The 14,295-nt window shown below is 63.9% G+C and carries 14 protein-coding genes and 1 pseudogene; 2 read left to right on the top strand and 13 right to left on the bottom strand.

Going from position 1 to position 14,295, the window contains the following annotated elements; genetic code table 11:
• Positions 1 to 6: 6 nt before the first annotated feature.
• The 13 genes from lepA to DW355_RS09295 form a co-directional block, all read right to left on the bottom strand.
• Positions 7 to 1,815, bottom strand: coding sequence for a translation elongation factor 4 (gene lepA / locus DW355_RS09355; protein WP_131279536.1), 1,809 nt, complete (start codon positions 1,813 to 1,815; stop codon positions 7 to 9).
• 512 nt (positions 1,816 to 2,327) lie between these two features.
• Positions 2,328 to 3,785 (bottom strand): Do family serine endopeptidase, encoded by a 1,458-nt coding sequence (locus tag DW355_RS09350; RefSeq protein ID WP_131279534.1) that lies wholly within the window; start codon positions 3,783 to 3,785, stop codon positions 2,328 to 2,330.
• Positions 3,786 to 3,904: 119 nt separating this feature from the next.
• Complete coding sequence (locus DW355_RS09345; protein WP_165493165.1) at positions 3,905 to 4,747, bottom strand: sigma-E factor negative regulatory protein; 843 nt, start codon at positions 4,745 to 4,747, stop codon at positions 3,905 to 3,907.
• A 47-nt stretch (positions 4,748 to 4,794) separates the two neighbouring features.
• Positions 4,795 to 5,451 carry an RNA polymerase sigma factor RpoE gene (gene rpoE, locus DW355_RS09340; RefSeq protein WP_242671092.1) on the bottom strand — a complete coding sequence of 219 codons (657 nt, stop codon included), beginning with the start codon at positions 5,449 to 5,451 and terminating at the stop codon, positions 4,795 to 4,797.
• Positions 5,448 to 5,957, bottom strand: a complete 510-nt coding sequence (locus tag DW355_RS09335) for a hypothetical protein (protein WP_131279530.1) — start codon at positions 5,955 to 5,957, stop codon at positions 5,448 to 5,450. Before DW355_RS09335 ends, rpoE begins: the two co-directional genes overlap by 4 nt.
• A gap of 21 nt (positions 5,958 to 5,978) precedes the next feature.
• The gene (fabF, locus tag DW355_RS09330; protein WP_131279528.1) at positions 5,979 to 7,226 is read right to left on the bottom strand and encodes a beta-ketoacyl-ACP synthase II; all 1,248 of its coding nucleotides are present in this window, start codon (positions 7,224 to 7,226) and stop codon (positions 5,979 to 5,981) included.
• Positions 7,227 to 7,308: 82 nt separating this feature from the next.
• Positions 7,309 to 7,545, bottom strand: a complete 237-nt coding sequence (gene acpP / locus DW355_RS09325) for an acyl carrier protein (protein WP_131279526.1) — start codon at positions 7,543 to 7,545, stop codon at positions 7,309 to 7,311.
• Positions 7,546 to 7,728: 183 nt separating this feature from the next.
• The gene (gene fabG, locus DW355_RS09320) at positions 7,729 to 8,475 is read right to left on the bottom strand and encodes a 3-oxoacyl-ACP reductase FabG (RefSeq protein WP_131279524.1); all 747 of its coding nucleotides are present in this window, start codon (positions 8,473 to 8,475) and stop codon (positions 7,729 to 7,731) included.
• A 15-nt stretch (positions 8,476 to 8,490) separates the two neighbouring features.
• Positions 8,491 to 9,429: an ACP S-malonyltransferase gene (gene fabD / locus DW355_RS09315; protein ID WP_131279522.1), complete on the bottom strand. Its 939-nt coding sequence runs from the start codon at positions 9,427 to 9,429 to the stop codon at positions 8,491 to 8,493.
• A gap of 78 nt (positions 9,430 to 9,507) precedes the next feature.
• Positions 9,508 to 10,485 (bottom strand): beta-ketoacyl-ACP synthase III, encoded by a 978-nt coding sequence (locus DW355_RS09310; RefSeq protein WP_131279520.1) that lies wholly within the window; start codon positions 10,483 to 10,485, stop codon positions 9,508 to 9,510.
• 164 nt (positions 10,486 to 10,649) lie between these two features.
• Positions 10,650 to 11,702, bottom strand: a complete 1,053-nt coding sequence (gene plsX, locus DW355_RS09305; RefSeq protein WP_131279518.1) for a phosphate acyltransferase PlsX — start codon at positions 11,700 to 11,702, stop codon at positions 10,650 to 10,652.
• A gap of 211 nt (positions 11,703 to 11,913) precedes the next feature.
• Positions 11,914 to 12,096, bottom strand: a complete 183-nt coding sequence (gene rpmF / locus DW355_RS09300) for a 50S ribosomal protein L32 (RefSeq protein ID WP_131279516.1) — start codon at positions 12,094 to 12,096, stop codon at positions 11,914 to 11,916.
• 148 nt (positions 12,097 to 12,244) lie between these two features.
• Complete coding sequence (locus tag DW355_RS09295; RefSeq protein ID WP_131279514.1) at positions 12,245 to 12,805, bottom strand: YceD family protein; 561 nt, start codon at positions 12,803 to 12,805, stop codon at positions 12,245 to 12,247.
• Positions 12,806 to 12,871: 66 nt separating this feature from the next.
• Between DW355_RS09295 and DW355_RS09290 the strand changes: the two genes are divergently transcribed.
• Positions 12,872 to 13,468 carry a Maf family nucleotide pyrophosphatase gene (locus tag DW355_RS09290; protein WP_131279512.1) on the top strand — a complete coding sequence of 199 codons (597 nt, stop codon included), beginning with the start codon at positions 12,872 to 12,874 and terminating at the stop codon, positions 13,466 to 13,468.
• Positions 13,465 to 14,285 (top strand): annotated as a pseudogene (locus tag DW355_RS09285) (SAM-dependent methyltransferase). Before DW355_RS09290 ends, DW355_RS09285 begins: the two are co-directional and overlap by 4 nt.
• Positions 14,286 to 14,295 lie beyond the last annotated feature (10 nt).

Raw genomic sequence — 14,295 nt, 5'->3', positions numbered from 1 at the left:
TGTTTCTTAGTCTTCCACCTGCAAAATGGCCAAAAAGGCTTCCTGGGGCACCTCGACGGAACCAATCTGCTTCATGCGCTTCTTGCCCGCCTTCTGTTTTTCAAGCAGCTTCTTCTTGCGGGTGATGTCGCCACCGTAGCATTTTGCCAGCACGTTCTTGCGCAGAGCCTTGATGTTTTCGCGCGCAATGATGTTGGCGCCGATGGCGGCCTGGATCGCCACGTCGAACTGCTGGCGACTGATGATTTCACGCATCTTGGCGGCCACGGCACGGCCCCGGTACTGCGACTGGCTGCGATGGACGATGATGGACAAGGCATCCACCTTCTCGCCGTTGAGCAGAATGTCCACCTTCACCACGTCGGAGGCCCGGTACTCCTTGAACTCGTAGTCCATGCTGGCGTAGCCGCGACTCACGCTCTTCAACTTGTCGAAGAAATCCAGCACGATCTCACCCAAGGGCATTTCGTAGGTGAGCATCACCTGCCGGCCGTGGTAGTTCATGTTGATCTGCATGCCACGCTTCTCGTTGGCCAGTGTCATCACCGCGCCCACATACTCCTGCGGCATGTAGAGGTGCACGGTCACGATCGGCTCGCGGATTTCCTGAATCTGGCTCTGCTCGGGCATCTTGGAAGGGTTCTCGACCTTGAGCACCTCCCCGTCGCCTCTGAGCACTTCATAGACCACGCTGGGGGCGGTCGTGATCAGATCCTGGTCAAACTCCCGTTCCAGGCGCTCCTGCACGATTTCCATGTGCAGCAAACCAAGGAAACCACAGCGAAAGCCAAAACCCAAGGCTTGCGACACTTCCGGCTCGTAGTGCAACGAGGCATCGTTGAGCTTGAGCTTTTCCAGGCTGTCGCGCAGCGCGTCGTACTGGTTGGCTTCCGTCGGGTACAGGCCGGCAAACACCTGCGGCTGGATTTCCTTGAAACCCGGCAAAGCCTCGGTCGCCGGCCCCAGGTTGTTGGGCAGCTTCTTTTCCAGCGTCACGGTATCGCCCACCTTGGCGGCGGTCAGCTCCTTGATGCCGGCGATGATGTAACCCACCTCGCCCGCCTCCAGGCTGTCACGCGGCTGGTTGGCAGGCGTGAAGACGCCCAGGCTGCCGGCTTCGTAAGCGGCGGCGCTGGCCATCAGCTTGATGCGCTCGCCCTTTTGCAGGCGACCATCCACCACGCGAACCAACATCACCACGCCCACGTAGCTGTCAAACCAGCTGTCGATGATCATGGCGCGCAACGGCGCGTCCGGATTGCCACGCGGTGCCGGAATCCTGGCGACGATGGCTTCCAGGATCTCGTCCACGCCCATGCCGGTCTTGGCCGAGCAGGGAATCGCGTGCGAGGCGTCGATGCCGATCACGTCTTCGATCTCTTCCTTGGCACGCTCGGGGTCGGCCTGCGGCAGATCCATCTTGTTGAGCACGGGCAGCACCTCGACGCCGAGGTCGAGCGCGGTGTAGCAGTTCGCGACTGTCTGCGCCTCCACACCCTGCGAGGCATCCACGACGAGCAACCCACCCTCGCACGCGGAGAGCGAACGCGAGACCTCGTAGGAGAAGTCCACGTGGCCTGGCGTGTCGATCAGATTGAGGTTGTAGATCTGCCCGTCAAGCGCCTTGTACTGCAGCGCAGCGGTCTGCGCCTTGATAGTTATCCCACGCTCCTTCTCGATGTCCATCGAGTCGAGCACCTGGGCTTCCATCTCGCGATCGGCCAAGCCGCCGCAGCGTTGAATCAGACGGTCTGCCAGCGTGGATTTGCCGTGATCGATGTGCGCAATGATCGAAAAATTTCTGATGTGCTTCATCAAAGGGAACGCTTAAGTGATTGATTTAACAGGGCACAAACAATGCGACGGCAAGAAAAAAGGGCGCGTCGAGTCGTGACGCGCCCTGAACCAACAATCTATGGCAACTGCGATAGTTGGAGCTTCATTGTAGGCAAAAAGCCCCCCTCGTACAGCCCCAAAAATCGCCCCACCCCTGCGTTGCGACGTCACAACAAGGCATTTATAAACAACTTATTAACAAATAATGCGGGACACGCCTTGGACAAGTTGTGGGAGATCTGTGGAGCAACGGTGCACACCTGGCAGAAATCCCGTATCGTGGTTTTCAGTCTGCTGCTTATGCACCAAACTGCGGTATGCCAGGGACCTATTCTACCCAAATCGGTTGAACAAAAGTTTGTGAGCGTCCACAAACTTTCAAACTCATCCACCATGCCGCCTCAAAAAAAAGCGGATTTTTTTGATTTCCCGCCCACGAAAGTACCCAAGACAGTTTTTTAACCCTGTTTTTTTGTACAGTATTCAGGGCATTAGCGCTGCGGGCGAATCACGGCGTACTGCGCCCATTCACCCCGCCGAAAGAGAACCTGCACCGGTCGACTCTGGTCCAGCTTGGACAGCAGGGCGTCGAACTGACGCACCGACGCCACCTCCACGTTCGCCAAGGCGAGGATCACATCGCCTGCTCGCAGACCCGCTCGCGCGGCGGCGTTGGCAACCGCCTCCACCCGCACGCCGCCCTTGAGCTTGAGATCCCGCTTCTGCGCCTCGGTCAACTCCACCACGCGCAGGCCCAGCGCATCGGTGGACGCAACGCGCGGCTCCTCCGCTGGCTCCGCTTCGGCCGCTCGCTCGGGTGCGAATTCGCCGATCGTGACGGTCAGGTCCTTACGTAGGCCACGTCGGAACACCGTCAGCGTGGTTCGCGCGCCTGGCTTCAGGCCGCCCACCATGCGGGGCAGGTCAGATACCTTCTCGATGGCCTTGCCATCGAGCCGCAGAATGATGTCACCAGCCTCGACACCCGCCTTCTCCGCCGGCGAGCCAGACTCCACGGCGCGTACCAGCGCGCCTTCCGGTTTGCCCAGTCCGATGGCTTCGGCCACATCCTTGCTGACCTGGTCGATCTGCACGCCGATGCGCCCGCGGGTGACCCGGCCGGTGGCGCGCAATTGGTCGCTCACGCGCATGGCCTCGTCGATCGGAATGGCAAAGGCGATGCCCATGTAGCCACCTGAGCGGGAATAGATCTGGCTGTTGATGCCGACCACCTCGCCGCGCAGATTGATCAGCGGCCCGCCGGAGTTGCCCGGATTGATGGCCACGTCGGTCTGGATCAACGGCAGATAATCACCCGTGTCGCGTTGCTTGGCGCTGACGATGCCAGCCGTCACGGTGTTCTCCAGGCCAAACGGCGAGCCAATGGCCATCACCCATTCCCCCACCCTCAGCTTGTTCACGTCACCCACCTTGACGGCGGGCAGGCCGCTGGCCTCGATCTTGACCACGGCCACGTCGGTACGCTTGTCGGAACCGATCAGCTTGGCCTTGAACTCGCGCTTGTCCGGCAACGTAACGTACACCTCGTCGGCGCCGTCCACCACGTGCGCATTGGTCATCACATAGCCGTCCGTCGAGAGGATGAACCCCGAGCCGACGCCGCGCGGGCGCGGTTCCTCAGGCTGGGAGGGTTGATTTCGGTCGGAACGCGGCCCCGCGCCGGGTGGCACCGGCAGGCCGAAACGGCGGAAGAACTCCAGCGTTTCTTCGTCCATGCCATTCATGCCGCCCCGCACGGTCGACACTTTTTCCAGCGTTCGGATATTGACCACCGAGGGACCCACCTGTTCGACCAGATCGGTGAAATCGGGCAGTCCTCGACCCTGCGCCACGGCCTGCGGGAGTACACCCGCCGACGACACCACGAACGCGACGAGCAGCACGGGAAAACGCCAAAAAGACAGAAAACGCGAGGAAGAACTGGACATGCGAGACCTCATGCGGGATGGTTCCGGAGGGAAGGATTCTGCGCCCAGCGTTTTAACGGCCCGCGGCACGCAGATGAAGTTGTGAAAAGAATCAGCCGGACTCTATCGCCCAGCCCCTGTCAGCGAGGCAGAACAGGGCTCTTGTCGAGGTTGACCAGCACCCCTTGCGCGGCCACGCCGGGGCGACCCAGCCGGGGTCGGGGATAACGCCCCTCCGAAGCGACGCGACCGCTCACGCCGCCCTGCCGCGCCATCAAGTGGTCCAGACGGGGGTCGCGCAGCATGACCATGGGCGCGTCCTGCCCCAGCGACCGAGGCGCAAGGAACGATTGCGCCACGCCATCGGATGCGGTGAACATCGGGGTTGTGCTGGCCGTGGCCGATACCCGTTGTGGCATCGCCCAACGCCCCACCTCAGCGGGAGTGCTGGAGCGCTGGTCCGCCCGGGCTTGGGCCAGCTGCCGGACCTGGGAGGCGGATTGCAAGCCCGCGACACCTTGCCAGCCGAGCATGCCCACCACCACCAGCGCGCACAGGCCAGCCGTGATCCGCCAGGCACCATACGAATCATTGGCGCCCTGGCGCACGGCTCGACGCTGATCCTGCAGCCGCTGGCCTGACGGATGTTCAATGCGTTCTTCCGCCCAGCCACGCGGCGTGTTCTCCTGCGCCAGGTGCCCACGCAAACGCGAGAGGAAGAGCTCATCGTGCGTGCGGCCAGGGTTGAGCACCCAGCACACCTCACCTGCGCCCTGGCGCAACGCCTCACCCACCAGATGGTAGTCATGCCAGCGCTGTCGGGCCTGGGCGTCGGATTCCAGGGCGAGGCAAGCCTGCGCGAATTCCTCGCCGCGCAGCTCCCCATCGAGCAAGACCGAGGTCAGGACATGCGCGAAGGCCTCATCGGCTGCAGCGGGGGCGGACAGCGCGCCGTCTGGCGAACCTTGATTCAGCGACGTCAATTTCTCATGCTCCATAAGGCCTTCCCGTAACCTGCCCTGGCGGGCCCCTACCAACGCTTGCCACCTTGCCGCTCCAGCAGCGGGCGCACCCTTGCCGACACCGCCTCACGCGCGCGAAAGATGCGCGAGCGCACCGTGCCGACGGGGCTGTTCATGGCCGTGGCGATCTCTTCGTAACTCAGACCGTCCATTTCGCGCAGCACCAACGCCTGGCGCAGATCGTCGGGCAAGGCCTCCAGTGCGCCTTGGACGGCGGCGGCGATCTCGCGCGCGGCCAACAGAGACTCCGGCGTGTCCTCCGCTATTGGTTCCCGCGCGGTCAAAAAAGTTTCATCGTCCTCACTGTCGCCAGCGGTGGCCGCGGCCATGCCAACCGCCAGGGGATCGTTTTTCAGACCCAGTAAGGTTTTTTTCGTGGTGTTGACGGCGATGCGGTACAGCCAGGTATAGAACTGCGCGTCACCCCGGAACTGATGCAGGGCCCGGTAGGCCCGAATGAAGGTTTCCTGCGCCAGATCTTCGACCAGATTCACGTCCCGCACCATGCGCCCGATCAGGCGCTCGATGCGTCGGCGGTACTTGAGCACCAGCAGCTCGAACGCGCGGGCATCCCCGGCCAGGGTGCGCTCGACCAGTTGAAGATCAACCTGCCCGGCAGACACCGCCACGGAGTCCGGGTCACGGGTCGGGCCCTCTTCCTTCATCCGGGCACCCTGGACGGATTGCCTTGCGCCGCCCAAGCCGCGCGGCGCAGGGCATTCCAGTACACGGGAGCCTGGTCTTGCTCCACCCACAGCCAGCGGCCATGACCCAGCTGCACCGGTGCGCGCAGTGGAGAGGCGCTTCGTGACGAGAGTGTCGTGTCCTCTGGCAATGACCTGAATTCCAGCAACATGCCGCTTTGCCAGTCCAGTCGGACACTGAGCCGCCCTTTCAGGTCGTCGGCACCTGCTTGCACGGCGTCGGACCAGAACCAGTCCTGCCCATCCCAACGCAGTCGACCACGCGCGGGACGCAACAAGGCCCAGACCAGAAACACCGTGACCAGCAGACAGGCCAGCCCCACGCCCCAGCGCCCCACCTCGTCGGTGCGCGCCAGCATCGCCCAGGCACCGCACGCGAGCCACACAGCCACGAGCACCCCCGCATGAAGCAGGGTCCGCAAGAACGAACGCCCCACCGGGTAACTCACCGACGGGGCGTTGCGCATGGAGAAGATCGTGTGGGGGTGTCAGACGCGCTTGAACACCAGCGCGCCGTTGGTGCCGCCGAAACCGAAATTATTCTTGAGCGCGACGTTGATCTTCGCGTCCCGCGCCGTGTTGGCGCAGTAGTCGAGATCGCACTCCGGATCCTGGTTGAAGAGATTGATGGTTGGCGGAATCTTCTGCTCGTGAATCGCGAGGACCGTGAACACCGATTCGATGCCGCCCGCGCCGCCCAGCAAATGGCCAGTCATGGACTTGGTCGAGCTGACCACCAGCTTCTCCTTCGCGTGATCACCCAGAGCCGCCTTGATGGCGTTGGTCTCGTTCAGGTCACCCAAGGGGGTGGAGGTGCCATGGGCGTTGAGGTAATCAATCTGATCCGCGTTGACCCCGGCATTACGCAACGCGCCCACCATGGCGCGACGGGGGCCGTCCATGTTCGGCGCCGTCATATGCCCGGCATCCGCGCTCAGGCCGAAACCGGCCAGCTCGGCGTAGATCTTGGCGCCGCGCTTCTTCGCGTGTTCGTACTCTTCCAACACCAACACGCCCGCACCCTCGCCCAGCACGAAGCCGTCACGATCCTTGTCCCAGGGGCGCGAAGCCGTCTTGGGATCGTCATTGCGGGTGGACAACGCACGCATAGAGGCAAAACCGCCGATGCCCAGGGGCGAAATCTGGCTCTCGGAGCCACCGGCGATCATCACGTCGGCGTCGCCATACTCGATCAGGCGACCGGCATCACCGATGTTGTGCAAGCCCGTGGTGCAGGCCGTCACGATCGCCATGTTCGGCCCCTTGAAGCCATAGCGCATCGAAACATGTCCGGAAATCATGTTGATGATGGAGGCCGGGACGAAGAAAGGCGACAGGCGGCGTGGCCCGCGGTTCAGGAACTCGATGTGCGATTCCTCAATCAGCGGCAAGCCACCGATGCCCGAACCGATCATGCAGCCGATGCGCTCAGCTTCAGGATCGGCCAAGGCCGCGCCGGTCTTCAAGCCGGCATCCTCCACGGCCTGCATCGCCGCAGCGATGCCGTACTGGATGAAGGTGTCCATCGTCCGCGCTTCCTTGGACGTGATGTACTTCTCCAGCTCAAAGCCCTGGACCTGGCCGGCGAACCGGGTGGTCAGGGCGCTGGCATCGAATCTGGTGACCAGTTCAACACCGGAACGACCAGCCAGCAGATGGGTCCAGGACTCGGCCACAGTATTGCCGACCGGGCTGATGCAGCCCAGTCCTGTGACGACGACGCGACGACGGGACATAGATTTCTGTGCAATCTAGGAAAAACATGAGGTGGCGCGAACACGCGCCACCCTCATCAAGCGAACCGGCTCGGAGAGCCGATTACTTCTGGTGCGCCTTGGCGTAATCGACGGCAGCCTGCACCGTGGTGATCTTCTCGGCGTCTTCGTCCGGGATTTCGATGCCGAACTCGTCTTCCAAGGCCATCACCAATTCCACGGTGTCGAGGGAGTCGGCGCCCAGATCGGCCACGAAAGCCTTCTCATGGGTCACCTGGGACTCTTCGACGCCGAGTTGCTCGGCGATGATTTTCTTGACGCGTGCTTCGATATCGCTCATTTTCTGATGCCCCTTCAACGGGGTCCTTAGGGTTGTGAGGAAAGGTTGATTTTACCCGCCCTGGATTCAGGGTTAGCCCGAACCACTGACGAGAAATGTTACGGCTGTTCGGTCAAGCGGCCTCGCTCTTTGCCAGAAAATCCCAGCAATTCCCAGGCCATGCCCTGACGGCATGTCGAAATTTCATGCCATGAACATGCCCCCATTGACGTGCAGTTCCTGGCCCGTGACGTAAGCGGCCTCGGGCGACGCGAGATAGGCCACGGCGTGCGCGATGTCAGCCGGCTTGCCCAGATGCCCCAGCGGGATCTGACCCAGCAGGGCCTTTTGCTGCTCCTCGGGCAGAACCGCCGTCATGTCGGTCTCGATGAATCCGGGTGCGACGCAGTTCACGGTGATGTTGCGGCTGCCCAGCTCGCGCGCCAGGGCGCGCGTCATGCCGGCCAAGCCCGCCTTGGCCGCGGCGTAATTGGCCTGGCCCGGATTGCCAGACGCCCCCACCACGGAGGTGATGCTGACGATGCGGCCATAACGCTGCTTCATCATCGGGCGGATCACGGCACGGGAAAGGCGGAACACGGCCTTGAGGTTGGTGTCCAGCACGGCATCCCATTCCTCGTCCTTCATGCGCATGGCGAGGTTGTCGCGCGTGATGCCGGCGTTATTGACCAGCACATGGATGGCGCCGTGCTCCTTGATGATGGCGTCAACCGCAGCCTCGGCTGCGGCAGCGTCGGTCACGTCGAGCTTGATGCCCTTGCCGCCATGGGCGGCCAGGGCCGCGCCGATCTTGGCCGCGCCCTCGTCGCTCGTGGCCGTGCCGATGACCTTGACACCGCGGCTCGCCAACTGTTGCGCGATCGCGGCGCCGATACCCCGGGTCGCGCCCGTCACCAGGGCAATCTGCCCTTCGAATTTGATATCGCTCATTGCTTCTTCCTCCGCTCAGGCCAGAGCGGTTTTTACTTCGGCCAGCGTGGCCGGATCGAACAGCGGCAGACCGGTCAATTCCGCGTCTATGCGCTTGACCATGCCCGCCAGCACCTTGCCGGGGCCACATTCCACAATGTTGGTCACGCCACTCGCCTTGAGGGCCTGCACACACTCCACCCAACGCACCGGGCCATAGGCCTGGCGGTACAGCGCGTCGCGGATGCGGTCGACATTCGTTTCGACCGCGACGTCGATGTTGTTGACCAGCGGAATCTGGGGCGTCTTGAATTCCACCTCGGCCAACTTGAGCTTGAGCTTTTCGGCGGCCGGCTTCATCAGGCTGGAATGGAAAGGCGCGGAAACCGGCAAAGGCAAGGCGCGCTTGGCACCCGCGGCCTTGAGGGCCTCACAGGCCTGCTCGACCCCCGCCTTGCTGCCCGCGATCACCGTTTGACCGGGATCGTTGAAATTCACCGCTTCAGCCACCTCCCCGCTGGCCTGGCTGACCGTGGCGCAGACTTCGCGCACCTTGGTTGCATCCAAACCCAGGATGGCGGCCATCGCGCCCGTGCCCACGGGCACGGCCTCCTGCATGGCCTGGGCGCGCAGGCGGACCAAGGGCACGGCCTGGGACAAGGTCAGCACGCCCGCTGCCACCAGCGCGGAATACTCGCCCAGCGAGTGGCCCGCGACCGCGACAGGCGCGACGCCGGTCTCGGCCATCCAGACGCGGTAGGCCGCCACGCCAGCCACCAGCATCACCGGTTGCGTGTTGGTGGTCAACGCCAGCGTTTCCTTGGGGCCTTCATGTATCAGCTTGGCGACATCCTCACCCAGGGCCGCAGAGGCTTCCCGCAAAGTCTTGACGACCTCGGGATGTTCACCCCAGGCATCCAGCATGCCCACCGATTGCGAGCCCTGGCCCGGAAACACAAAAGCGAAAGACTTCATCGTTCTTCTTCCTCGTTATTTGTGCATGGCGTCAGTCGTCCAGGTCGCGTGGACCCGAAACCAACACCACGCGTCGCATCAATAATTGAGCAGCACCGCGCCCCAGGTCAGGCCACCACCCACGGCTTCGAGCAGCAGGGTGTCGCCCGGCTTGACCTGGCCCTTGCGCACACCATGGTCCAGCGCCAGCGGGATCGAAGCCGCCGAGGTGTTGCCATGCTGGTCCACAGTCACGACAACCTTCTCGGGCGCCAGCTTCAGTTTCTTGGCTGCGCCCATCATGATGCGGATGTTGGCCTGGTGCGGCACCAGCCAGTCGATGTCGGCCTCGGTCTTGCCGGCCTTGGCCAGGACGGCGCGCGAGGCTTCATCCAGCACGGTCACCGCCTGCTTGAACACGGCCTGGCCATCCATCTTCAGGAAAGGATCGCCCAGCACCTTGCCAGCGGCCACCGTGCCAGGCGTGCACAGAATACCCACATGCTTGCCATCGGCCTTGAGGTCGCTGGACAAGATGCCGGGCGTCTCGCTGGCCTGCAGCACCACGGCGCCCGCGCCATCACCGAACAGCACGCAGGTCGTGCGGTCCTTGAAATCGATGATGCGCGAGAACACCTCCGCCCCCACGACCAAGGCCTTGGTCGCGGCGCCAGCACGGATCATCGAGTCGGCCACGGTCAGCGCGTAGATGAAGCCGCTGCACACGGCCTGCAGGTCGAAGGCCTGACAGCCATTCGCGCCGATCTTGTTCTGCAGGATCACCGCGGTCGACGGAAAAATCATGTCGGGCGTCGAGGTCGCCACGATGATGAGGTCGATCTCGCCAGCGGCCACGCCGGCGGCCTGCAGGGCACGGCGCGCGGCTTCAGCGCCCAGATCGCTGCTCATCACGCCTTCGGCTGCGAAGTGGCGCGCGCGGATGCCCGTGCGTTCAACAATCCATTCGTCGGAAGTTTCAACGCCATCGGCGGCCAGTCGGGCAGCGAGGTCGGCGTTGGTCAGACGTTGGGGCGGCAGATAGCTGCCGGTGCCGGTGATGCGGGAATAAAGTCTCATGGATCTGTTCTGGTTTGTTCTCAGCCCGGGCCTCGGACCCGGCTACTCATGTTGTCTCGATGCGGCATCGCCCGCATTACAACAAAATGTGTGGGAGGCGGTGGCATGGCCCCACCTACCCAGACGACATTGCTCCGCGAACTTTCCAGTCGCCGGTCAGGCGGTCAGGTCGAGGTCACGGCGGTCGTCGCCACACTGTTGAGCAGGGGCGCGGCGTGCGCGATACGGGCCTCCACCCGCGCAAGCAAGTCATTGCGGGCCGCATCATACGCGCGGCTCAGGGCGTAGCGGAACGACAATTCGTCGGCGGAGCCATGGCTCTTGAACACCAAGCCACGCAGCCCCAGCAAGGCCGCGCCGTTGTAGCGTCGGTGGTCGATGCGTTTGCGGAAGGAAAGCAGTACCGGCAAGGCGAACACAGCGGCGATCCAGGTCAGCGGATTGCGGGCGAACTCCTTTTTCAGGAAACCGCCGATCATCGACGCCAGCCCCTCCGTGGTCTTGAGTGCCACATTGCCAACAAAACCGTCGCACACCACGATGTCGGTCGTGCCCTTGAAGATGTCATTGCCTTCCACATTACCGTGGAAATTCAGATCGCCAGACTCCGCTGCAGAACGCAGCAGTTCGCCCGCACGCTTGATGACTTCATTGCCCTTGATGACTTCCTCGCCGATGTTGAGCAGGCCCACGGTCGGATTCGGATCGGTCCGCCCGTCCACATGCTGCAACACCGCCACCAGGGCCGAGCCCATGACGGCGAACTGCAGCAGATGTTCGGCAGTGCAATCGACATTGGCCCCCAGGTCCAGCATCGTTGTCGCACCACCCAGGGCATTGGGAAGTTGCGTGGCGATGGCCGGACGGTCCACCCCCTCGACGGTCTTGAGCACGTAACGGGCGATGGCCATCAGGGCGCCAGTGTTCCCAGCGGAAACCGCCGCCTGGGCAGTGCCTTCCTTGACCTGCTCGATGGCGACCCGCATGGACGAATCCCGCTTGCGGCGCAAGGCCACCTCGATGGAATCATCCATGCCCACCACCTCGGTGGCGACAACGACGCGGGCACGCTCATGTTTGAAGCCGGCCAGCGCCTCGCTCTGACCGACCAGAAGCAAATGCGCGTCAGGGTGTTGTTCCAGGAAGCGGCGGCACGCGGGCAGCGTGACGCGGGGGCCGTGATCGCCCCCCATGCAGTCCACAGCAAGGGTGATCATGAGCGGAGCGCGTGCTCTTCGAGCGCGCGTGAAAGAGACGTGCGAAACGCGCCAACCGCGTGCATGGAACGGTCGCCACACAGCGAGACGCCATATGAAAATGCGCAGTACAAGGATGCACTGCGCATGGCTGACGCGGATGGAAAGGTCTGCATCAAGACGGGGCCCGGGCTACCGGAACGGCACCGGACCGGAAGGACTGAGGCGAAGCTCAGGCTTCGGACTTGGTCTTGAGCACCTTGCGCCCACGGTAGAAACCGTTGGGGCTGATATGGTGACGCAGATGGGTTTCACCGGTGGTCGGCTCGACGGCCAGACCGGGCGCACCCAGAGCATTGTGGGAACGGTGCATGCCGCGCTTGGAAGGCGACTTCTTGTTCTGTTGAACGGCCATGATGGACTCCTTGGATTCCCAGGACAGGATGCCTTTGAATGGCACCCATGGCGCAAGGATAAAACGGGTTAGACACAAAGTGCGGCGCGCTGCAGATGCCCGCAGCCGCACGAAGCCCGCCATTATAGCGCAGCGCCCAAAAGCGTCCTCAGCCCTCGTTTCCTTCCTCGCCCTTGCCGGGTCGCAGCCCGGCAAGGGCGGCGAAAGGATGGGGCTTGACCGGCGCCGCGCCCTCGAAATCCGCGTCGGCCGCGCTGAAGGTCGGCCGACTCGGGCAGGTCTCGTGCGTGGGCGCCAGGGGTAGCTCCATTAGCAATTCGTCCTCGACCAGCGCCAGCAGGTCAAATTCCCGACTGATGGCCAGCACATCTTCTTCCGATGCCTCGTCCTCGATCTCGGCCTGGGCCTCGGTGCCAACGAAACGAAAACTGCGCGCCACGGCCACGGGCCAGTCCACCGGCTCCAGGCAACGCTGGCAAGTCAGCGACAACACGGTCTGGGCACGCAGGTGCAACCAGTGCCGCGCATGCCCACTGGCGTCCTCCTGCCGTTCCCCCTCCGCGCGCCAATGCACAACACGGTTCACGCCCCGGCCATCGGTCTCCGTCAACAGTCGCTCGAAGCCGGTCTGGGCATCGTCGCGCTCCAGCGCGGCGCCTGCACCCGCGAAGGCGGCGACATCGAAATGGCGGGGGTGATAGACATTCATCGGCAAACGGGCGAACAACAGATCATGGAAAAGGGACAGGCAGCGACCAGTGTAAGAGAATTGGGTATGCCATCCGCTCTGCCCCGCTCTCTGCTACTTGGTTCCACCTCGGTCTACCGACGTGAGCTGTTGCAACGTCTGCGCCTGCCTTTCGACATCGCCGCGCCTGACGTGGATGAAACCCCGCAGCCCGGCGAACGCCCGCCCGAGCTGGCCCGTCGCCTGGCACTCGCCAAGGCGCGCGCCGTGGCGGCGCGCCACCCGCAGGCCATCGTCATCGGTTCGGACCAGGTGGCTGACCTGGGCGGCGAGCCCCTGGGCAAGCCGGGCACGCACGAACGCGCCACGGAACAATTGCGCCGCATGCGCGGGCGCACGGTGATCTTCCAGACCGCGGTCGCCGTGGTCTGCCAGGAAAGCGGCTTCGAACAACTGGACCTGGCCGCCGTGCGCGTGCGTTTTCGCGCGCTGAGCGACGCCGAAATCGAGTTTTACCTGCACGCCGAGCAACCCTATGACTGCGCGGGCAGTGCCAAGAGCGAAGGCCTGGGCATCGCCCTGCTCGACGCGATCGACAGCGACGACCCGACCGCTCTGGTCGGCCTGCCGCTGATCCGCACGGCGCGGATGCTGCGCGCCGCCGGCCTGCCCCTGCTGGCATGAGCGTCGAGGCCAATCCGGGCGAGCGGGCGCAGGCAGCACCCGCGCGCGGCCGGCTCTACCTGGTGCCCGCGCCGCTGGACTTCGGCACCGACAGCCCGACCCCCTGGATCAGACGCTGCCGGCCGCGACCCTGCAGACCGCCGCGCGCCTCACGCACTGGATCTGCGAGAACGCCAAGAGCGCCCGCGCCTATCTGAAGCGCGTCAACGAACACCACGCCCTGGCCGCCCCACTGCAGGCCCAGGCCATCCAGGAACTGCCGCGTGCCGTCCACAAGAAAGGAGACCACCGGCCTGATGCCCCACACGGTTTCGACGCCCGCCCCTTGTTGGCCCCCGCCCTGCAAGGACAGGACATCGGCTTGCTCAGCGAGGCCGGCATGCCCGCCGTGGCCGACCCAGGCAGTTCGGTCGTGCGCGCCGCGCACGCGCTGGGCCTGGAAGTGATTCCCCTGGTCGGCCCGGTCTCACTGCTGCTGGCCCTGGCCGCCAGCGGCCTGAACGGTCAGAACTTCGCCTTCGTCGGCTACTTGCCGCAAGAAGCCGATGCACGCGTCCAGCGTATCCGCGAACTGGAAGCGCTGGCACTCAAAACCGGCCAGACCCAACTTTTCATTGAGACACCCTACCGCAACACTGTCTTGCTGGAAGCCTTGCTCGCAGCGCTGCGCAAGGACACACGCCTCGCCCTGGCCAGTGGGCTGACGCTGCCGCAGACCCGCCTGCGCAGCGCCACGGTCCAGGACTGGAAGCAGCGGCGCGGAGACGAGGTCGAGCTGGCACTGGACCTGCCCACGGTGTTCGCCATCGGACTCTGAGCTCGCCCGC

This window comes from Hylemonella gracilis, from assembly GCF_004328645.1.
Lineage (GTDB): Bacteria > Pseudomonadota > Gammaproteobacteria > Burkholderiales > Burkholderiaceae_C > Hylemonella > Hylemonella gracilis_B.
Note: the sequence above shows the minus strand (reverse complement) of the source record. Positions and strands in the feature narration are given on the sequence as shown.